Source organism: Macrococcus equipercicus (assembly GCF_004359525.2).
Lineage (GTDB): Bacteria > Bacillota > Bacilli > Staphylococcales > Staphylococcaceae > Macrococcus > Macrococcus equipercicus.
In genome coordinates this window covers 293671-312908 of record NZ_SCWC02000002.1, presented here as the reverse complement: position 1 = coordinate 312908, position 19238 = coordinate 293671, and the positions used below count along the sequence as shown (strand labels likewise).

The window sequence follows — 19238 nt, the reverse complement described above, 5'->3', positions numbered from 1 at the left end:
CTCAGTCCACCTGCATTTCTATATCAGCGCTGATGAACTGATGGGTGTTTCCTGCTTCATCCCGGACGATCAGGCGGCCGTCATCTTTAATATCAACCGCTTCCCCAAAAATCTGTTTTTTGCCCTCTGTATAGCGCAGCGTCCTCCCCCATATGTTGGAATACGCTTTATACTCTTCCTTTATATCGCTGAATTCAAGCGTCATAAACTGGTTATAGCTCCGCTCAATCTGCTGGTACAGCGCTTCAAAAAAGGCGTAGCGGTTGACTGTCCTGCCCCGTTCAAGCGCGATACTTGTCGCCGTCGTCTGCAGTTCCTCGGGAAAGTCTGCCGGCATGTGGTTGAGATTGATGCCGATGCCGCAGATGATATGATGCACACCTGCTGAGTCACCGCTGATTTCCGTCAGAAAACCGCATACTTTTCTGTCATTGATGTAGATGTCATTCGGCCATTTTACGGTCGCGTTGACCCCGTAATCCCGCATCGTCTCGGCGATAGCAAGAGAGATAAACAGATTGAACGTCGCGATTTTTGCAAACGGGATATGCGGATTGAAGACGAGGCTCATCCACAGTCCTTTCTTACCCTGCGAGTCCCATACCCGGTTAAAGCGACCCCGGCCGGCTGTCTGAACTTCACTGATGACAATAAACGGCTCGCTGTTATCCAGCAGCTTCTCATGAGCCACTTTTTGAGTGGAAGTCACTTCATGGTCAACATAGATCGTGCTGAAATAATCAGATTTTCTGATCATCAGCTGCATCAGATTGTTGTCCCAGACGTCCGGGAATTCAACCAGCTTGTAGCCTTTGTTCTGAACGGAGTCAAAGACAAAGCCCTCATCTTTCAAGGATTCGATGGTTTTCCATACAGCTGTACGGCTGATCTGCAGCTGCTCCGCTATATGCTGACCCGAGACATAACTCTCTTTATGGTCATAAAGATACGATAGAATTTTATATTTGTATTTAGACATTGTCATCAACCCACTTTAAAATAGCTTCCTTATTGTTTGGCAGTCGGCCAAGCACAATATGTTCCTCAACGCGGCCGAGAAGTCCCTTCAGCCAGCTCCCCCCTTTGCGGCCGAGGTGAGTCATCAGCAGGTGACCATCGACGGCCATTTCTGAACGGTCCTCTATCGGGAGCGCTGAATGCAGCTGACGGACCGCGGCCGCTGTGAGCACGGCCGGTATACCGAGCGCCGCCCGCATGTCGAGACAGTTGATGACGAGCGCCGCCCCGTACTTATAGACGAGCAGCATCGCCGCTCCAGCGTCCAGTTCCCGGTAAATTTCACATGATGCTTTAATGGCCTTCTTTTCCTGATTGGACAGCTTCAGCTGCGCAAGTCCGCGCTCGACGAACTGGCCCTTGTAAAGACAGTAGCCGAAATAAGCTTCCAGTGTCACCGCATGCCGAGGCTTCATCAACGGCTCCAGCTGCTGCAGCACAGGAATCGCTGCATGAATACCGGCAGCTTCAACGGTCATCAGGGCAGCCTCGGGATTCAGCCCTTGCAGCAGCTTTCTGAACTCCACGATAATCCGTTCAATCGCTACGTGACTGATCAGCTGCGCATGAGTCTTCATCGCCCTTGCCGTCTCGTCCTCAAGCCGAAAATCAAGTGTGCTCTGAAAACGGCAGGCACGGATCATCCGCAGCGCGTCCTCATGAAAACGGTCATATGGATTGCCGACTGCACGGATGAGCCGATGATTAAGGTCATGCTGTCCGTCTGCATAATCAACGACATGCAGCGCACTGTCCAGCGCCATCGCATTGATGGTAAAATCCCGTCGCAGGAGGTCGTCTTTCAGTTCAGTCACAAAGATGACTTCATCCGGCCGCCTGAAATCTTCATAAGTCCCATCTATCCGGTAAGTCGTCACTTCGAACGGCTCTCCTGTATCAAGGACCATGATTGTTCCGTGTTCCTTGCCGACAGGAACCGTGCGCTCAAAAACCGCTTCTATTTCATCGGGCGTCGCACTCGTCGTGATATCCACATCGTTGATCGGTATATCAAGCAAATAGTTCCGGACAGCGCCGCCGACTATGTAGGCTGAATGCCCATGTGCATTCAGCTGTTCGATAATCGGCACTGCCGTCTCAAGCTTAGCGATATTGTCCATCGATGAGCTCCTGATACAGTTGTTCGTACTGGTCTGTAATATGATCGGACGCAAACCGTCTCTTAATATCCGCAAGCATGTTCTGCTGGAGTGTTTTATAATACACATCGTCCGTCAGCAGCTTGACCGCATAGTCGCTTGCTGTCTCTGTATCACCGACGTCAACAAGCAGACCTGTTTCGTCGTGGCTGATGACTTCACCGATTCCTCCGGCACGTGTACCGATGCAGACCACGCCGCAGTGCATCGCCTCGAGCAGGACGAGGCCGAAGCTTTCCTTCTCAGACATCAGCAGGAATAAATCTGACAGCTGATAGAACGGTGCCACTTTTTCCTGCTTACCGATGAACAGGACGTCGTCAGCGATGCCCAGCTTGTCGGCCAGCTGCCGCATCTTGGCCAGTTCAGGTCCATCGCCGATCAGCAGTAACTTCGCTTTGAGTGCTGTCCGGGTAATTTTAAAGGTCTGCAGAATATCCTGGATGCGTTTCACTTTGCGAAAGTTCGAGACGTGCGTCATGACTTTGTAGTCGTCCGGAATCCCATAAATGCGCTTTAAATCCGGATTGTCACAAGTCTCAAAATCCTGTTCATTGATAAAGTTATAAACCGTCACAATCTCTTTATCCGGATTGATGACCTGCTTAGTTTCCGCAATGAGCGCATCACTGACGCTCGTCACGACATCACTTTCTTCAATACCGAATTTAATGGCTTCTCTCAGTGTAGAGTCATAGCCGAGCACCGTAATATCCGTACCGTGCAGCGTCGTGACAATCTTGACGTCTCTCCTTGCAATCTGGCGGGCCAGTATGCCGCAGATGGCATGCGGCACTGCATAATGCATATGAAGTACATCCAGATCATAGTTGTTGATGACTTCCGCAATTTTAGTGGCAAGCGTTATATCATACGGCGGATACTGAAAGACCGCGTACTGATTGACGTCTACTTGATGAAGCGTAATATTCGGCCGGTGAAACTGTATTCTAAACGGCGTGTTCGACGTAATGAAATGAACGTCATGGCCCCGCTCCGCCATCTTCAGTCCAAGCTCCGTCGCTATAATCCCTGAGCCGCCCATAGTCGGGTAACATGTAATTCCTATCTTCACTTTAATCACCTAAGCTTTCATAATAACTGATGATGGCGCCGGCGCTCCCCTCATTTGTCGCCAGAGGAACGTCATAGACATCTGAGAGTCTGAGCAGTGCAGAGACATCAGGCTCGTGGGGCTGAGCTGTGAGCGGATCCCGAAAGAAAAAGATGGCATCGATCTCTTTATTTGCAACGAGCGCCCCGATTTCCTGGTCCCCGCCGAGCGGCCCTGAGTTAAACCGGTGCACATGAAGCCCCGTCTGTTCTGATACTCTCAGACCTGTCGTACCGGTCGCAAACAGCTCATGCCTGCTGAATTCATCAATGTGCTGCTTAATAAAGCTGACAAGTGCTTCTTTCTTCTGGTCGTGTGCGATAATGGCAAATTTCATAGCTCGCTCCTTTCGAAGCGGTTCTTGTCTCTCGTGTTGAATTTAGTCATCGTCTGCTCAAAATAATCGGTCAGGTCCAAATTCATCGAATTGGCAAGACAGATCAAGACAAATAAATTATCTGCAAGCTCAAGACCGATCTCCTTTTCCTGTTCTGATAGTTTCTTCTGTTTCGGCCCGTATACATGGTTGATCTCTCTCGCAAGTTCGCCGACTTCTTCAGTCAGCCGGACCATATTTTCCATCGGTGTAAAATAACCCGCTTTGAACTGGTTGATGTAATCATCGACCTGCCGCTGCATCTCAAATAAAGTTTTCATAGTCCCTCCTATTGCCTATATCACGGTTTCATGTTTATTATGGAGTATAAAGGGGGTAATCAATTGCGCATTCAAATCAAGCCGCTCAATATTTTAATGATTCTGCTGGGTAGTTTCATCTTTAGTTTCGGCGTCGTCAACTTTAACATGGCGCACCATCTGACAGAAGGCGGCTTCACCGGCATTGCTCTTATATTATATCATTTATTTAACTGGAGCCCTGCTGTACTGAACTTAATTTTCAATATTCCGCTGTTTTTTGTCGGCTATCGACTGCTCGGAAAAACATCATTCGTCTATACGCTGATCGGCACTATCAGTGTCTCCGTCTTTCTCTATTTATGCGGACTTATGCCGGTTCACATCAATCTGCAGGACGATCTGCTGCTTGTCGCCTTATGCGGCGGTGTCCTCATCGGTCTTGGGCTCGGCATTATATTCCGTTTCGGCGGAACGACAGGCGGAGTTGATATTTTAGCCCGGCTGATGAAGAAGTACTTCGACGTACCTATGGGACGGACTATGTTTGCTTTTGACTGCTTCGTCATGACCTTGACACTCCTGGCCATCGGTGACTACAAACTCACTTTGTATACGCTCGTCTGTGTGTTCGTCGGTGCCCGTGTGATTGACGCCATACAGGATGCCGGCTACTCAGCGCGTGGTGCATTCATCATCTCTGAACATCACGAGAAGATCGGCGACGAAATTAACAGCCTGCTCGACCGGGGCGTGACCCAGATATCAGCTCAAGGTCACTATTCAAAGAACAGCCGGCCGATACTGTACTGCGTCGTTCCAAAAAATGAAATCACCCGGCTGAAGCAGATCATCAATGCGGTCGACCCGCATGCTTTTGTCTCACTGCTTGAAGTGCATGATGTTCTCGGCGAAGGATTCACGCTGGATGAGAACAAGCAGCTTATCAGCGACCGTTAATATACAAAGAACTCAGACAGTGCCACTGTCTGAGTTCTTTTATCAACTTTAATTAATCACTGCTTCTTGCAAGCATGAACATTCTGACAAACTCTGCAACCGCAATCGCTGTAGCTGCGACGTAAGTCATGGCTGCAGCTGATAATACAGATTTGGCATGGCGGTATTCCTGAGCATCCACCATGTGAAGTGCCTGAATCTGCTGCATCGCACGTTTACTCGCATCAAACTCGACCGGCAGTGTCACGATTGAGAATAACACCGCGAACGCCATCAGAGCTACGCCAGCCCAGATGGCAAGCGAACCGATACCGCCTCCTGTACTGGATATGCTGGTCAGCACGGCACCGATCATGATGAGCAAGTAACTGAATGACGTTCCTAAGTTCGCAAGCGGTAATAAGCTTGTTCTGAATTTAAGAAAGCCGTAGCCGGTCGCATGCTGAATGGCATGTCCCACTTCATGCGCCGCGATAGCAGTTCCTGCTACGCTCGGCTGTCTGAAGTTAGATGGACTGAGCACGACGCGTTTACTCCGCGGGTCATAATGATCTGACAGGAAGCCCTGTCCCTCAATGACCTGGACGTCATGAATTCCGTTGGCTGCCAGTATCTCTTCAGCGACCTGCCTGCCTGACTTGCCTGAAGTTGATCTTACTTTAGAATATTTATTGTAAGTCGATTTCACGCGCGCCTGAAAATACATAGGAATCAACATGATCAATACAAAATAAATGATATATCCCATTTTACACTCTCCTTTAGCTTTATTTTATTAAGATGGTCAGATTAAGTCAAATAAAATCAACTTATAAATTTCCGCCATAAGATGACGACCGGTATGACTGTCAGCCAGAAAGCAAAGTAGCCGATATGCCGGATATACTGCTCAAGCATGCTGTAGACCGGATACTGCATATAGACGTAATCAATGACATCATTATGGAACACCCAGATGATAGCAGCGAGTATATGCCACTTCTTGATTTTGAAGAACGGCAGAAACAGCAGCGCCTCTACCGCCATAATACTATGCGAGACGCACAGCATCAAGCCCATTTCTGACACTTCTTTCAGCTCTATAAAGGCAAATATATTCATCGCTACAGCCCATACGCCGTATTTAATCAGCGTGATGAAGGCCAGTGCTTCCATCAGGCCCGAATGCCTGCCGAGCACGATGAAAACGAGAGCGATACATAAAAACAGGGATGCTGTCGGACTGTCCGGCACAAACGGCATGAAATACCATTTGGTGCGGGCCAGCTGACTACCGTACCAGTAGTAGCCGTAAAGTGTGCCGAGCAAGTTACAGACAATAAGCAAGACGAGAAAATAACGATTCATCATCCAGGCATAAAACTGCTGCTTCATCATGACCTCCTATAGAAAAAGAGTCATCTTCGCAGATGACTCTTTGTTCTTATTTTTTAAGTTCCTTGCCGCTTTCATCTGTTTCATGAAGGTTGGCAACGAATTTGGCAACTTCTTTGATCTGGTCTTTAGTCAATGTATCTTTGAAAGAAGGCATTGCGCCGTTACCATGAGTAACAAACGCTTCAACAGTTGCCGGCTGCAGATTAGCTTTTACTAAGTTTGGACCCGCGCCACCTGTCAGCTCACCACCGTGGCAGCTTGTACAGTTCGACTTAATGATTTTTTCATAAGTCGGGTCTTTTTTATCTAAGTTCGTAAAAGCAATCGCACCTTGTGCTTCCTGCTTCTTCCAGTCATGATAAGCTGCAGATTCCCAGGTTGTATAGAAAATTATTGCGAACGCTGTCAGCATCAAACCAGACGCGACCGGACGTTTGTACCATTTACGTTCTGGACCGCGGTCAAGCCATGGTGCAAGCAGTAACGCACCAAAAGCGATACCCGGTAATATAATAGCACCGAATGTGTTGAATGGACCCGATGCATATGTATATTTCAGAATTTGATACAGGAATAAGAAGTACCAGTCAGGAAGTGGCGTATAACCCGTATCTGATGCATCCGCGACACGTTCAAGCGGCGCCGGATGCGCCACAGTCAAGCATAAGAATGCGACCAGGAATACTGCGCCAGTCATCCATTCCTTCAATAAGAAATCCGGCCAGAAACTCTCGGTTTTACCGGGGAACTCTGAATAATCTCTATTTAGTTTGGCTTTCTTGTACTGTTTAATACGAGAGTCACCAACAAATGTCATACCTTTACCTTTATGCATTCCTCATTACCTCCTTTATAATATATTCGGTTTTATAGTGGGCCTGAAATACCTTGTTTTCTGATCATGATAAAGTGCGCCGCTAATAACGCGAATAAACAAGCCGGCAGGAAGAAGACGTGGATGGCAAAGAAACGCGTCAATGTCTGTGCACCAACAATCTGCGGGTCACCTGCAAGCAGTGTCTTAACCCAGCTGCCGATGAATGGAACAGATTCTGCGATCTGCAGACCAACTTTAGTTCCGAATAATGCCTTCATATCCCATGGTAATAAGTAACCTGTGAAACTTAAACCAAGCATAACGAAGAAAATTAATACGCCGACTACCCAGTTCAATTCACGGGGTTGTTTATAAGATCCTGTGAAGAAGACACGCAGTGTATGAAGAAACATCATAACAACGACTAAACTTGCTCCCCAGTGGTGCATACCGCGGACAATAACACCCGCTGCCACGTCATGCTGCAGGTAATACACTGATTTCCAGGCATTGACGATGTCTGGTACATAGTACATTGTCAGGAACATGCCTGAGAGTACTTGAATGACTGTAATAAAGAATGTTAAACCACCAAAACAATAGACGAAAGCAGAAAAGTGATAAGCAGGGTTAACATGCTCCGGCACTTCATGATCCGCGATATCACGCCAGATTGGTGTTACATCAAGTCTGTCATCGACCCAATCATAGATTTTCTCGATCATTATTTACCCTCCTTATTTCGCTATCTCGTTTGGATGTTTTTTACCGATTGTCAGCATACCGCCTTTTTCGCCGGTCTCATACTGGTCAAGCGGTGCAAGTGGTGGTGTACCTGGAATGTTCTTACCATTCTTTTTGTAACGGCCACTGTGACATGGGCAGTAGAACTGGTTTGGATTGTCTTTGTCTGAATTCCAGTTGACTGTACAGCCCAAGTGCTTACATGTCGGTGAAAGCGCGACTATATTCTCGCCGTCTTTGTAAACCCATGCAAATGCCGTCACTTCACTTGTATACCATGCGTCTTTTTGTTCGAATTTAAAGTCGACTTTAGTCGGTTCGTCTTTAATTTCAGAAACTTTGACGCTTGTTGTTATCATACCGCCGGCAGCGCCTGATTTAAAGATCGGATCCAATGCGAATCGACCCAGCGGCAAAGCAATACCTGCTGCCATAAATGACCCAACTCCCATTAGGGAATAGTTTAAAAATTGGCGTCTTGTGACACGTTGGCTCATTTAGATTTCCCCCCTCTAACGCTTCTTTTTCTTAAAAATATACTAGGACATATCAATTTTAGCCTAATAACTATTGATGGTCAATATGATGACAGAAATAAGTCCAGGAAAATAAGGTTACTTATTCCACATCGCGATGATCCTGCGCATCAAGTCTTTAACCTGACCTTCCATCATTTCCTGCTTGAAATGATCATCCATCGATGCCAGCGGAAAAATATTCACTTTGAACTGGTCTTCTGCTGTCTCAAGTCTGCTCGTCATCGGCGTCACGAATAAAATATGCTTCATCCCGAAGCCTTTCAGCTGTTCACCGATGACAACCGGCAATGTATAATCCTCCTGCACTTGAACCGGCGGCACAAGCAGCACCCGGCCTTTGAACTGATTTTCAGCGTCCAGCGTCAGCATCTGAATCACTTCGTACTGGTCGACGATAGCCATCAGCTGTCCACGGTAATCGACTTCAATGACCGGGATAATCGCCGTATCAATGTATTCAAGCTGATGCTTAAGTTCTTTTAAATCCCTGTAGTTAAATAACATCTCATCATTCCTTCAATCGTTTGATCAGTGAACTGTAATAAACAAAATCTTCTTTATCATGCAGCAGCAGGGCGATGTCTATTTTGCTGTTCAACAGCTCAGTGAGCCGTGTCCGGTCCGTCTCCCGCAGACCCTGCATATTTTCAGGAATGCGTCTTTCATCAATCAGCCGGCGGATACTTTCATACTGCTCGAGCTCAGCAAATTTCGGTTCGTCGAATGCCACATAGAAATAATACTGGCCTTCGATTTCATTCAGCAGATGGAAAATCACATCCGGCTGAGTCATGATGCGGTCCTTGAAATGAAACAGCAGATGATGGGACTGCGTCAAAATAATCCCTTCATCTTTCGCTGACAAAGGTCTGCGGAAAGTGAACTGCCGCAGCACCTCATGATCTTTCAGAAAGTTCAGCACCCACACGCTCTCTTTCTGTTCGATGGCGTAACGAAACAGTATATATTTTAACAGTCCACGCCGTTTCTCCGTAATATCGACCAGCATTGGATCATCTTTCATAAGGTTCAAAGTCCGGATCCAGACTGGCAAGCTGACCGCTGACCGCTGTACTGTCTCCACCGATTTCCAGCAAATATTGATAGTAATCATGCAGAAAGTCGATATTTTCGTTCAGTTCATTATAGGCCTGCTCATAGAAGTGCTTCGCCTCTATATCACGTTCAAGCTGCTGATAGCTGTAAGCGAGATTCCACTTGACGACCGGGTCCATGTCTTCCTCGTCAATCAGTGAGAACAGACGGACCGCTTCTTCGAACATGTCATTCTCCTTATAGTAATCGGATAACAGCAGTGCCGCTTCTGTGTAGGACGGGTCAATCGTCAGCGCCTGGATCAATAATGGCTCTGCTTCACCATTCTTCGTATGCAGCATCACCCGCGCCGTATCCACGAGCAGTTCCTTGAAGAATTCATTCAGTGCAAGTCCCTGCTTACCGATCAGAATCGCCTCGTCATACAGACGCTCTGCTTCGTACAGGTTGACGAGCAGCAAGTAAGCCTGCATATAGTCAGGATCTTTATCAAGCAGTGTTGTCAGCACTTGGATGGCATCCGGCAGGTGATCGTTTTTCTCGAATGCGATAGCTTTCTTGAAATAATCGTCACTCGTCATCTCCTTGTCGTCAAGCATGCTGTAGTACTGCTCCGCTCCCTCATAGTTTCCGCTCTGCAGCATCGTGTCCGCCAGACGACTGTTGATATTAATATGATTGATGTAGGTCTCACCGCCGGCAAGCAGCATTTCATAGCGGCGCGCCGCCTGTAAGTACTCCCCATCAAAATAAAACAGCTCAGCAAGAGCAAACGTAATAATCAGATCATCCGGCGCCAGTTCTTCTGCTGTCTTCAATTTTTCGAGCGCCACTTCATTCATCCCCTGCTGCTGATAGACATCAGCTTCCAGCAGCAGCCGTTCAGCTGTCATCGGTGCATGGTGGAGCACTTCGATCGCTTTGTCCACCTGATTCTCGTCGATCAGACCTTCAATGTAATAAACGAGCAGTTCGATCTCTTCAGGATAGAGATGATACAGCGCATCAAAAATTCTCATCCCTTGAGGCACTAACCCGTATTGATACAGCGTCTCACCGAGTATGAACAGACCTTCATGGTCCTCTGAAGTAAGCACCTCACTCACTTCATCATCAATATGTTCAATATGCTGTAAATGCACTTTATCTATCAGCTGATAAACATCCATCAAGCTCCCAACCTTTCCATCATCTCCATAAAGTCTGGGAATGATACAGCAATGCTGTCAAAACCATCGATATGGACAGGTTCGTCCAGTAACAGACTGGCAACAGCAAGCATCATTCCTATGCGGTGATCGCCGCGGCTGTCCGCAGCGTTCTGCCGGTGGTCCCTGCCGGATCTTATAATCATGCCGTCAGTTGTTGCCGTCAGACGGAAACCAAGATTTGACAGTTCTTCAACTACTGCATCGATTCTATTGGTCTCCTTCACTTTCAGTTCTTCTGCGTCTTTAATGACACTCGTCCCTGCAGCCTGCGTCATCAGCAGTGCAATGACCGGCAGCTCATCAATCAACCGCGGAATCAGCTCACCCTCAATGGTCAGCGGTTTCAAGTTCTCTGTATACCGGATACGAATCGCCGCGGTCGGTTCCCCTGTCGTCGTCTGCTTATCGACTTCAATGGCACCGCCCATCTTGTTGATGACTTCTATAATCCCGTCCCGCGTCTCGTTGATCCCTACATCATGAAGCGTGATATCGCTGCCCGGTGTGATCAGCGCAGCCACCATCAGAAAAGCTGCTGAAGAAATATCGCCGGGCACCGTGAAGTCACTGGCGTGCAGCTGACCGATGGCACGACTGCCGAGCGTTATTGCTTTGTCTTCTACTTTAACCGGGACACCGTAGACCGGCAGCATCGTCTCCGTATGATTCCTTGTTCTCACGTTTTCTATCACTGTGACCGGCGCTTCTGCAAACAGACCTGCCAGCAGGACAGCGGACTTCACCTGCGCGCTGGCTACCGGCAGCGTATAATGGATGCCCTGGATGCGTGCCGGCTCTATCACAAGCGGTGTCCGGGTGTTATGCCGGCTGCCGCTGACGCGGGCACCCATCTGTGTCAGCGGATCGATAATCCGCTTCATCGGCCGTCTGCCGATGGAGGCATCGCCCGATAATATCGTTCTGAACGGCAGACCGCTCATCACGCCGGCAAGCAGGCGTGTCGTCGTGCCCGAGTTGCCGGTATAGAGGGCCTGTACAGGCTCCTCGAACTGCTGCCATCCTCGTGACTCGATAATGACCTGCTCAGCGCCCACAGTGATTGTCACGCCGAGACGTCTGAAGACATCGATGGTTGACAGACAGTCCGCTCCAAGCAGCGGCTGGTGAATGACTGACCGTCCTTCTGCAAGCGAGCTGAATATGATCGCCCGATGTGTGATTGATTTATCGCCCGGCACTTTTGCTTCGCCTTTAAGCGGGGCTTTCAGTTTAATATTCATCTTCCACTCCTAACAATGACTGCAGCTGAGTGAACGCTTCCTTCAACTCATCTTCACCGAAACTATGCATGCACGGCTGCGGATTCAGCAGCACGAACTGCACGTTTTCATCATTATTTTTCTTGTCTTTCTTCATCAATTCATAATAGTCCTGAAAGTCAGCAAACCGGGGTATCGGGAGCTGCAGCGCACGGAACCAGTCGATGAGGTGATGCGGGGTTCTTCCGGACAGTATTTCCATGTACAGCAGACCGATCATGACGGCATAACCGTGGGGGATTTTATGTCTGAATTCAACGGCATGACCGAACGTATGCCCTAAGTTCAAGTAACGTCTTGCACCGTGCTCCAGTTCATCCGCCAAGACAATCGCAAGTTTCTGCCGGATGCCGGACATCACCCAGTAGTCCATCCGGTTAAGCGCTGCTAATTCGTTCCAGGACGGGATGTCACGCTGCAGTTCTCTCCTTCTCTCCTCTGACTCAAGCATCGCATGCTTAATGACTTCAGCGAAGCCGCTCAGTTTCTCGTCATAAGGTAAAGAGGTCAGAAACGTCAGGTCATAATAGACTCCTGCCGGGCGTTTGAATGCGCCTATTAAGTTTTTACCGGCAGCGCTGTTCAGACCTGTCTTCCCTCCGACACTAGAGTCATGGGCCAGAATCGTCGTCGGCACCTGGATAAAGTCAACACCGCGCAGCAGCGTGGCAGCGACAAATCCGGCAAAGTCACCGACACTGCCCCCGCCGATAGCAATGACGACAGCACGGCGCGTAATGCCGGCTGCCAGTATATCTTCTATTGCTGCAGCATATTTAGTCAGCGTCTTCAATGCTTCACCGCCGTCCACTTCGTACACTAAAGCGTGCTTATGGATCAGGCTGTCAATCATCGCCCGGTGATGCCGCATGACTGCCCGGTCAATTATATAAATATAATGGCTGTAGCCGCTGACCGCTGCCAATGAAGACAGCGCTTCATCACCGACGATAATAGGATAATTGTTATCGGCATACGTCGTCATCAGCTGCATCAGTACGCTCTCACCTTTGCACGGTACTCGGCGACCTGCTGTATCAGCTGCTCCATATGATTCGACTGGAACTCCTCGAGAACCGCGCGGGCAATCTCGAATGCCACGGCGTGCTCACAGACGATGGAGGCCGCTGGAACGGCACAGCTGTCTGACCGCTCAATGCTTGCCTGATAAGCTTCTTTCGTCTCAATATCGACAGACGGCAGCGGTTTGTATAACGTCGGAATCGGCTTCATCACCGCATTCACTGTAATCGGCATGCCGTTCGTCATCCCGCCTTCAAAGCCGCCGAGATGATTGCTCAGCCTGTAATAGCCCTGCGCTTCGTCATAAGCGATCGGATCCTGAACTTCGCTGCCCGGGAGCGCGGCCATTTTAAATCCGGCACCAAACGAGACGCCTTTAAATGCATTGATGCTGATGACGCTCTGAGCGATGCGCCCGTCAAGCTTTCTGTCATAATGCACATAGCTGCCGAGCCCTGCTGGACAGTTGATAACCGTGACTTCCACTTCACCGCCGATAGAGTCACCTGCTTTCTTGGCTGCATCAATCCGCTCGCGCATGCGCTCGGCCACTGCTTCATCGAGACATCTGACATCATTCCGCTCATTGCCATTCCTAATATCCTCCAGCGTATACTCGTGCTCATCTTTGACGCCGCCGATTTCTTTGACGCGGCTGATGATCTCGATTCCCAGCTGTTTGAGCAGTAATTTTGCGACCGCACCGACAGCTACTCTTGCCGCTGTCTCCCGTGCACTTGAACGTTCAAGTACGTTCCGCAGATCCCGGTGATTATATTTCATGCCGCCGACAAGGTCAGCATGCCCTGGTCTCGGTTTCGTGATAACGCGTTTCATCGCCTCCTGAGCTGCCTCGTCAATCGGTGCGGTGCCCATGATGTTCAGCCAGTGTTTATGATCGTCATTTTTGACGACAAGCGTAATCGGACTGCCGAGTGTATAGCCATTTCTTACACCGGACATGATTTCCACTGTATCTTTCTCGATCTGCATACGGCGTCCCCGGCCGTAGCCGCCCTGCCTTTTCAAAAGTTCACTCGTTATTTCTTCCGCTGTCAGCTGAAGATTGGCAGGAATTCCTTCAATAATCACAGTCAGCTGTGGGCCATGCGATTCACCCGCTGTTAAAAATCTCACACGCATACATCCTTTCACACTATTCAATACGTCTAGTTTAACATAAATAAAAAAAGTCGTGCCACGGCACGACCTGTTTTATGTATATTAATAGATCCAGGCTGCATTCACTAAAGAATAGTCAACCAGTTCGTCTTCCTTGAACCACAAGGCAATCTCTTTGTCTGCTGATTCAACAGAATCTGAACCATGGATAATATTTTTGCCGACTGTCAGACCGTAGTCACCACGGATAGTGCCAGGCAATGACTCAGAAGGATTAGTGACACCCACTAACGTACGTCCGACCTGAACAACGTTCTCCCCTTCAAGTACCATCGCAAACACTGGGCCTGATGTAATGAATTCTACAAGCTCACCGAAAAATGGTCTTTCACTGTGCTCCCCGTAATGCGTTTTTGCCAGCTCTTCGGACACAGTCATCAATTTAGCACCAACAATTTTTAACCCTTTGTTTTCAATTCTTCTGACGATCTCGCCGATCAAGTTACGACCAACACCGTCAGGCTTGATCATTAAAAATGTTCTCTCCATCATTATCCCTACCTTTAATTATTATAAAGCCAAAGACAGTTTACCATTGTAAACGATTTCTTTCAATGCCTAATGTGTCCGTCTTGTCATCCGGTCCAGCAGTTCCTGCATCTTTGCTCGAGCCGGTGTCTCAGGCAGTTCATGGAGATGAGCGGCCGCTTTTCGGGCATAGGCTGCACTGATGTCCAAAGCAGGAGTAATACCTGCTGCTCTCACCGCTTCAATGACCTGCCTGAAATAATCTTCAGACTGCCCGGCGTGAAGTTCAGCAAGCAGTGCGCTCAGCTGCGCGTCATGTTTTACGGCGCACATCAGCGGGAGTGTCATATGACCATTCCTGATATCACTGCCGACCGGTTTACCAAGGGCTGCTTCATTGCTTGTATAATCCAGTACATCATCGATGATCTGAAAGCTCATCCCCATAAAATGACCGAACTTACCGAGATGATAAATCTCTTTGTCAGCTGCCCCCGTGCTGAGACCACCAAGTTTGCAGCTCGCCTCAAGCAGGATCGCGGTCTTTCTGTTGATGCGCCTCAAATACTTCGTAAATGATACAGCCGTATTAAACTGATCTTCCATCTGTGCGAACTCTCCGTAGCACACTTCCAGAATAACGTCTGCGAAGTACTGATGATAGGACTGATTATCAATGCCAGAGATCAAGTTAAGCGCCGAGGCGAGGAGATAATGTCCGGTCTGTATGGCTACCGGTGCATTCCATTCTTCATGAACAGCGCTGACCCCCCGTCTTTTAGCGCTGTTGTCGATATAGTCATCATGGACAAGACTCGCCATATGGATAATTTCCAGTGCAGTTGCGGTCCGGATCAAAGTGTCATCGTCCGCACTGCCGAATGTCCCGGCCAGCAGCACGAAATAAGGTCTGATTCTCTTACCACCAGACGTCAAAATGTGCTTCCCCGCTTCGTTCAAGGAAGAATGATTGTCACTGATGACCTCATTTAACAACGATTCAACTGAGCGGATACTTTCATTCATAGTGATCATCCTTAATGTGGTTTATAGCCGATATGCATCGCACTGACGCCGCCTGTAAATCCTTTGAATTCGATATTGACAAATCCGGCCTGTGCAAAAAGTTTTGCCAGCTCGTATTTGCCCGGGAAGTTAAAGGCAGATTGCTGTAACCAGCTGTATTCTTTCATTGATTTGGCGAATATTTTGCCGAACAGCGGCATGATGAATTTAAAGTAGACCTGATAGCCCTGCTTAAATACCGGCATGGTCGGGTCACTTGTCTCCAGACAGACCACCATACCGCCCGGTTTTACCACACGGAGCATTTCTTTTAAAGTCTGCAAATAATCAGGGACGTTTCGGAGACCGAAACCGATGGTGACATAGTCGAACTGGTCATCTTCAAAGGGAAGCGCCATGGCATTGCCCTGGATCAGTTCAATGTTGGCAGTATGATTTGTCTTTGCCTCGGCGACTTTCAGCATGTTGGCACTGAAGTCAAGACCGGTCACATGTCCGGTGCGGCCGACAGCATCAGCCAGCTGAATCGTCCAGTCCCCGGTACCACAGCAGACATCAAGCGCATGGGCACCTCGTTTCACCTGCATCCGTTTCATGACTTTCTTACGCCAGCTCTTATGCTGGTTGAAGCTGATAATATCATTCAACCGGTCATAGCGCGTCGAAATGTTTTCGAAGACACCGTGAACCAGTTCTGTTTTTTCTTCCTGTGTTTGCGGCATTCCCTGTTTAGTCAATGTTGCACCTACTTTGTCAAATTATTAAGCGAAGACTGTTGAATCAATGTCACTACATCGGTATCGTCAAGCGACATAAACGGCGCGATGAAGGCGGTCTCAATCCGGGCGATTAATGATAAGTCCCCGGTTTCCTTGAACTGCGCCTTCCATATATTCTGGTCTTTAACCGCCTGTGTCAGCAGCTTGAACTGCTCCGGGTTGAAAGGCTCCGCCATATACCGATAGAAGAGTGCGCTCAGCAGGTCGGTTGTCAATAAAGCTGTCGCTTTGTTGCTATGCGTGATCGTGTCTGCATATCTCATACTCGAGTCAATGGCCAGCACAGCTTTTTTGATGTTGCTGCTTATATCGAGGCGCCGAACGATAGATGCGATATAAGGATTGATTTCAGGGCACTTGTATGATGTGTACCGCTGTTCAAGTAATTGGTTATCATGTTGGTACTGCGCGATGAAATCCATCATTTTTCCTCCAGTCATTACCTGTATATTATAACTTAAATATGAAAGAGATAAACTAAAATACTCAAAATAAAAAAGCCCGTTAACGGGCTTTTTTAAAAGTCACAATTATTTAACTGCGTCTTTCAAAGCTTTACCAGCTTTAAATCCTGGCACTCTGCTTGCCGGAATTTCGATTTCTTTACCAGTTTGTGGGTTACGCCCTTTACGAGCAGCACGTTCACGAACTTCAAAGTTACCAAAACCGATTAATTGAACCTTCTCACCATTAGATAATGATTTCTGAATTGATTCAAAAACAGCATCAACAGCTAAACCTGCTTCTTTTTTAGTTAAATTAGCATTTTCAGAAACTGCATTGATTAAATCTGTTTTATTCACGTCAATTCACCTCCCCAAAGGTTATGTAATGATAAATGATTATCATTATGTTATGACTTTAACACAACAAACGTTGATACTGCAATGTTTATTGTCAGTTTCACTCTTTTTTCACTCTGCAATAGCCTGCGATTTAAATATCGGTTCATTATGATTGTCTACTGTATATGGAACACTGTAGGCCGGCAGGATGGGTGAGTCGTCATAAAGAATATGACGGATATCTGTTCCTTTTTTCAGCTTCAACTGTTTTGTATTGATGATTCTGCCGAGATCCACTGTGTAATCCACGATGAATTCGCTGCCCCCGTTGATATAAACGGGCAGCGCTTCACCGCTGTAAGGGCTTTTTACAGTCGGATATTTTTTTAAGCCGTATTTTTTATAGTCAATCTCATAGACATTAGGTCCGATTTTCTTTTTCAGCGGCAGTTCATTATCTTTAATGTTCAGCCGGATCCTCAAATCTTTCAGCACTTCTGCTGTTCTCAGGTCGATCAGCTTCACTTTCGGATGCGTCTCGACGTCCATCAGCACATACTGGAAGTAGCCGCCTTTTTCGAAAGAAGAGCCGGGCAGCTGAGATAAGTAGCGCGGTGATAGTTTGTCGAAATCAATCGGATGCTTGACATACAGGTCATAGCTTTCATCCCGGTCTTTAAGCGGCAGCAGGCCGTTATTATCCTGCTGATACTGATTGACCGCAGTCTGCACCATGTTCAGCTGATCGGCTGGTGCCACCTGGTTTTCAGCGCGCTGCTCTTCCGGATATAGACAGCCGGACAGGAAAAAGACAGGAATAATTAATAGTAAGAGACGTTTAAGCATAACTGGACCCACCTAGCACAATAATCATCAACAGCCCGCTGATCAGCAGACTTAAATAAGCGGCAATGGTCAGCACAGTCGCTAGAGCTTTATTCTTCACTTTAAATCTGGCGAAGTAGATGAGTGCCATCGCCGCCAGCATTAATCCTAATGAGTAGAAAGATACCCACATTAAATCCATTCTAGAGATGTTAAACATTAGAGCCACCTATTCATTTGTTTTTTCGCGGTTCATCAAGAGCTTCACGTTATTTTCCAGCGGTTCATCATTGAACAGCACACCGTAGAGCGCTTCAGTGATCGGCATTTCGACATGATACGTCCGGGCCATCTCATAGGCCGCTTCCGTCGTTCTGACACCTTCGACCACCATACCCATCTCATTTAAGGCATCATTAAGTGATAGTCCTCTGCCCAGCATATTACCGCACTTCCAGTTTCTCGAGTGCACGGATGTACAAGTGACAATCAAGTCACCGATCCCTGCGAGACCGAGAAATGTCAGCGGATCTGCGCCCATTTTCGTGCCGAGCCGTGTGATTTCAGCAAGTCCACGGGTCATCAACGCAGCTTTCGCATTATCTCCGTAGCCGAGCCCGTCTGTAATACCGACAGCCAGCGCAATAATATTCTTTAAGGCGCCGCCGATCTCCACACCAACCAGATCATCATTGGTATAGACCCGGAAGTAATCACACATAAACAAATCCTGTGCCATTGTTCTGATGGTTTCACTGCAGGAGGCCACCACGACAGTCGTCGGCTGCTTCTGCGCCACTTCCTCCGCATGACTCGGTCCACTCAGCACGCCGACACCACCGAAGAATTCCGGTTTTATTTCTTCTTCAATCATTTCAGAGATACGCTTGAATGTTTTCGGTTCAATCCCTTTTGAGACGTGGATAAACACTTTCCTGCCAGCGACTGCATCATTCAGCTTCCGGCAGACTTCCCGGACGGCTTTCGTCGGCACAGCCATGATGACGATGTCGCTGAAGGCAGCCGCTTCGTGAAGAGCCGTCGTCGCCCGCATACGCGGGTTCAATAATATCCCCGGCAAATATTGACTGTTCGTTTGATCAGTCGTCAGCTCATTGACCGTCTGCTCTGTTTTACCCCACATGAGGACGTCATGACCGTTATCCAGCAGAACGTTCGCAAGTGCTGTTCCCCAGCTTCCTGTCCCCAACACTGTTATAGCTGTCATTAAAAGTCCCT

At 48.0% G+C, this 19238-nt stretch carries 25 protein-coding genes; 1 reads left to right on the top strand and 24 read right to left on the bottom strand.

From position 1 onward, the window contains the following. Position 1 precedes the first annotated feature (1 nt). The 5 genes from ERX35_RS04215 to ERX35_RS04195 are packed head-to-tail and all read right to left on the bottom strand — an operon-like array spanning position 2 to position 3948. Positions 2-979, bottom strand: coding sequence for a biotin--[acetyl-CoA-carboxylase] ligase (locus ERX35_RS04215; protein WP_149458666.1), 978 nt, complete (start codon positions 977-979; stop codon positions 2-4). Further along, positions 972-2138 (bottom strand): CCA tRNA nucleotidyltransferase, encoded by a 1167-nt coding sequence (locus tag ERX35_RS04210; protein ID WP_170234532.1) that lies wholly within the window; start codon positions 2136-2138, stop codon positions 972-974. The genes ERX35_RS04215 and ERX35_RS04210 overlap by 8 nt, the downstream gene beginning before the upstream one ends. Beyond that, positions 2122-3252, bottom strand: a complete 1131-nt coding sequence (gene bshA / locus ERX35_RS04205) for an N-acetyl-alpha-D-glucosaminyl L-malate synthase BshA (RefSeq protein ID WP_149458850.1) — start codon at positions 3250-3252, stop codon at positions 2122-2124. Before bshA ends, ERX35_RS04210 begins: the two co-directional genes overlap by 17 nt. A 1-nt stretch (position 3253) precedes the next feature. Next, positions 3254-3628 carry a methylglyoxal synthase gene (gene mgsA / locus ERX35_RS04200; RefSeq protein WP_149458664.1) on the bottom strand — a complete coding sequence of 125 codons (375 nt, stop codon included), beginning with the start codon at positions 3626-3628 and terminating at the stop codon, positions 3254-3256. After that, entirely contained in the window at positions 3625-3948 is a 324-nt protein-coding gene (locus tag ERX35_RS04195; RefSeq protein WP_149458663.1) for a nucleotide pyrophosphohydrolase, read from the bottom strand. Before ERX35_RS04195 ends, mgsA begins: the two co-directional genes overlap by 4 nt. A 96-nt stretch (positions 3949-4044) precedes the next feature. Between ERX35_RS04195 and ERX35_RS04190 the strand changes: the two genes are divergently transcribed. Continuing rightward, positions 4045-4887: a YitT family protein gene (locus ERX35_RS04190; RefSeq protein WP_425463254.1), complete on the top strand. Its 843-nt coding sequence runs from the start codon at positions 4045-4047 to the stop codon at positions 4885-4887. Between the two features lie 52 nt (positions 4888-4939). On the opposite strand, the gene ERX35_RS04185 is transcribed toward ERX35_RS04190, so the two are convergent. From ERX35_RS04185 to ERX35_RS04095, 19 genes are all read right to left on the bottom strand, one after another. Continuing rightward, positions 4940-5635, bottom strand: coding sequence for a zinc metallopeptidase (locus ERX35_RS04185; RefSeq protein ID WP_149458661.1), 696 nt, complete (start codon positions 5633-5635; stop codon positions 4940-4942). Positions 5636-5691: 56 nt separating this feature from the next. Then, positions 5692-6261, bottom strand: a complete 570-nt coding sequence (locus tag ERX35_RS04180; RefSeq protein WP_149458660.1) for a DUF1405 domain-containing protein — start codon at positions 6259-6261, stop codon at positions 5692-5694. 49 nt (positions 6262-6310) lie between these two features. Then, positions 6311-7099, bottom strand: coding sequence for a menaquinol-cytochrome c reductase cytochrome b/c subunit (locus tag ERX35_RS04175; protein WP_149458659.1), 789 nt, complete (start codon positions 7097-7099; stop codon positions 6311-6313). Positions 7100-7131: 32 nt separating this feature from the next. Continuing rightward, positions 7132-7806, bottom strand: a complete 675-nt coding sequence (gene qcrB, locus ERX35_RS04170; protein WP_149458658.1) for a menaquinol-cytochrome c reductase cytochrome b subunit — start codon at positions 7804-7806, stop codon at positions 7132-7134. Positions 7807-7818: 12 nt separating this feature from the next. Continuing rightward, on the bottom strand, positions 7819-8322 hold the full coding sequence (locus ERX35_RS04165; protein WP_149458657.1) for a QcrA and Rieske domain-containing protein: 504 nt from the start codon (positions 8320-8322) through the stop codon (positions 7819-7821). Positions 8323-8439: 117 nt separating this feature from the next. Continuing rightward, positions 8440-8868, bottom strand: a complete 429-nt coding sequence (locus ERX35_RS04160; RefSeq protein ID WP_149458656.1) for a DUF2487 family protein — start codon at positions 8866-8868, stop codon at positions 8440-8442. Between the two features lie 4 nt (positions 8869-8872). Next, on the bottom strand, positions 8873-9388 hold the full coding sequence (locus ERX35_RS04155) for a YpiB family protein (protein WP_170234531.1): 516 nt from the start codon (positions 9386-9388) through the stop codon (positions 8873-8875). Continuing rightward, the gene (locus ERX35_RS04150) at positions 9378-10592 is read right to left on the bottom strand and encodes a tetratricopeptide repeat protein (protein WP_425463248.1); all 1215 of its coding nucleotides are present in this window, start codon (positions 10590-10592) and stop codon (positions 9378-9380) included. The genes ERX35_RS04155 and ERX35_RS04150 overlap by 11 nt, the downstream gene beginning before the upstream one ends. After that, positions 10589-11872 (bottom strand): 3-phosphoshikimate 1-carboxyvinyltransferase, encoded by a 1284-nt coding sequence (gene aroA, locus ERX35_RS04145; protein ID WP_149458653.1) that lies wholly within the window; start codon positions 11870-11872, stop codon positions 10589-10591. Before aroA ends, ERX35_RS04150 begins: the two co-directional genes overlap by 4 nt. Continuing rightward, on the bottom strand, positions 11862-12896 hold the full coding sequence (locus ERX35_RS04140; protein ID WP_246143114.1) for a 3-dehydroquinate synthase: 1035 nt from the start codon (positions 12894-12896) through the stop codon (positions 11862-11864). The genes aroA and ERX35_RS04140 overlap by 11 nt, the downstream gene beginning before the upstream one ends. Before the next feature lie 8 nt (positions 12897-12904). Next, entirely contained in the window at positions 12905-14071 is a 1167-nt protein-coding gene (gene aroC, locus ERX35_RS04135; protein WP_149458651.1) for a chorismate synthase, read from the bottom strand. Between the two features lie 87 nt (positions 14072-14158). Next, positions 14159-14605 (bottom strand): nucleoside-diphosphate kinase, encoded by a 447-nt coding sequence (ndk, locus tag ERX35_RS04130; RefSeq protein WP_149458650.1) that lies wholly within the window; start codon positions 14603-14605, stop codon positions 14159-14161. Between the two features lie 69 nt (positions 14606-14674). After that, the gene (gene hexs-b / locus ERX35_RS04125; protein WP_246143113.1) at positions 14675-15610 is read right to left on the bottom strand and encodes a hexaprenyl-diphosphate synthase large subunit; all 936 of its coding nucleotides are present in this window, start codon (positions 15608-15610) and stop codon (positions 14675-14677) included. A gap of 11 nt (positions 15611-15621) precedes the next feature. Next, complete coding sequence (locus ERX35_RS04120; protein WP_149458849.1) at positions 15622-16332, bottom strand: demethylmenaquinone methyltransferase; 711 nt, start codon at positions 16330-16332, stop codon at positions 15622-15624. A 23-nt stretch (positions 16333-16355) separates the two neighbouring features. Further along, entirely contained in the window at positions 16356-16811 is a 456-nt protein-coding gene (locus tag ERX35_RS04115; protein WP_149458648.1) for a hypothetical protein, read from the bottom strand. A gap of 108 nt (positions 16812-16919) precedes the next feature. After that, positions 16920-17192: an HU family DNA-binding protein gene (locus ERX35_RS04110; protein ID WP_149458647.1), complete on the bottom strand. Its 273-nt coding sequence runs from the start codon at positions 17190-17192 to the stop codon at positions 16920-16922. 111 nt (positions 17193-17303) lie between these two features. Then, the gene (locus ERX35_RS04105; RefSeq protein ID WP_170234530.1) at positions 17304-18020 is read right to left on the bottom strand and encodes a hypothetical protein; all 717 of its coding nucleotides are present in this window, start codon (positions 18018-18020) and stop codon (positions 17304-17306) included. Further along, positions 18013-18219 carry a DUF2768 domain-containing protein gene (locus ERX35_RS04100; protein WP_149458645.1) on the bottom strand — a complete coding sequence of 69 codons (207 nt, stop codon included), beginning with the start codon at positions 18217-18219 and terminating at the stop codon, positions 18013-18015. The genes ERX35_RS04105 and ERX35_RS04100 overlap by 8 nt, the downstream gene beginning before the upstream one ends. Positions 18220-18228: 9 nt before the next feature. Beyond that, positions 18229-19227 carry an NAD(P)H-dependent glycerol-3-phosphate dehydrogenase gene (locus ERX35_RS04095; RefSeq protein WP_149458644.1) on the bottom strand — a complete coding sequence of 333 codons (999 nt, stop codon included), beginning with the start codon at positions 19225-19227 and terminating at the stop codon, positions 18229-18231. Positions 19228-19238: the final 11 nt, after the last annotated feature.

Bases quoted from the DNA above. Each gene is read 5' to 3' on its own strand.
- aroA (WP_149458653.1), bottom strand. From the start codon at position 11,872: ATGAATATTAAACTGAAAGCCCCGCTTAAAGGCGAAGCAAAAGTGCCG.
- ERX35_RS04185 (WP_149458661.1), bottom strand. From the start codon at position 5,635: ATGGGATATATCATTTATTTTGTATTGATCATGTTGATTCCTATGTAT.
- ERX35_RS04160 (WP_149458656.1), bottom strand. From the start codon at position 8,868: ATGTTATTTAACTACAGGGATTTAAAAGAACTTAAGCATCAGCTTGAA.
- ERX35_RS04165 (WP_149458657.1), bottom strand. From the start codon at position 8,322: ATGAGCCAACGTGTCACAAGACGCCAATTTTTAAACTATTCCCTAATG.
- ndk (WP_149458650.1), bottom strand. From the start codon at position 14,605: ATGGAGAGAACATTTTTAATGATCAAGCCTGACGGTGTTGGTCGTAAC.
- ERX35_RS04180 (WP_149458660.1), bottom strand. From the start codon at position 6,261: ATGAAGCAGCAGTTTTATGCCTGGATGATGAATCGTTATTTTCTCGTC.
- ERX35_RS04155 (WP_170234531.1), bottom strand. From the start codon at position 9,388: ATGAAAGATGATCCAATGCTGGTCGATATTACGGAGAAACGGCGTGGA.
- ERX35_RS04095 (WP_149458644.1), bottom strand. From the start codon at position 19,227: ATGACAGCTATAACAGTGTTGGGGACAGGAAGCTGGGGAACAGCACTT.
- ERX35_RS04190 (WP_425463254.1), top strand. From the start codon at position 4,045: ATGATTCTGCTGGGTAGTTTCATCTTTAGTTTCGGCGTCGTCAACTTT.
- hexs-b (WP_246143113.1), bottom strand. From the start codon at position 15,610: ATGAATGAAAGTATCCGCTCAGTTGAATCGTTGTTAAATGAGGTCATC.
- ERX35_RS04100 (WP_149458645.1), bottom strand. From the start codon at position 18,219: ATGTTTAACATCTCTAGAATGGATTTAATGTGGGTATCTTTCTACTCA.
- qcrB (WP_149458658.1), bottom strand. From the start codon at position 7,806: ATGATCGAGAAAATCTATGATTGGGTCGATGACAGACTTGATGTAACA.
- ERX35_RS04120 (WP_149458849.1), bottom strand. From the start codon at position 16,332: ATGCCGCAAACACAGGAAGAAAAAACAGAACTGGTTCACGGTGTCTTC.
- ERX35_RS04175 (WP_149458659.1), bottom strand. From the start codon at position 7,099: ATGCATAAAGGTAAAGGTATGACATTTGTTGGTGACTCTCGTATTAAA.
- ERX35_RS04210 (WP_170234532.1), bottom strand. From the start codon at position 2,138: ATGGACAATATCGCTAAGCTTGAGACGGCAGTGCCGATTATCGAACAG.
- ERX35_RS04195 (WP_149458663.1), bottom strand. From the start codon at position 3,948: ATGAAAACTTTATTTGAGATGCAGCGGCAGGTCGATGATTACATCAAC.
- ERX35_RS04115 (WP_149458648.1), bottom strand. From the start codon at position 16,811: ATGGATTTCATCGCGCAGTACCAACATGATAACCAATTACTTGAACAG.
- mgsA (WP_149458664.1), bottom strand. From the start codon at position 3,628: ATGAAATTTGCCATTATCGCACACGACCAGAAGAAAGAAGCACTTGTC.
- ERX35_RS04215 (WP_149458666.1), bottom strand. From the start codon at position 979: ATGTCTAAATACAAATATAAAATTCTATCGTATCTTTATGACCATAAA.
- ERX35_RS04140 (WP_246143114.1), bottom strand. From the start codon at position 12,896: ATGACGACGTATGCCGATAACAATTATCCTATTATCGTCGGTGATGAA.
- ERX35_RS04105 (WP_170234530.1), bottom strand. From the start codon at position 18,020: ATGCTTAAACGTCTCTTACTATTAATTATTCCTGTCTTTTTCCTGTCC.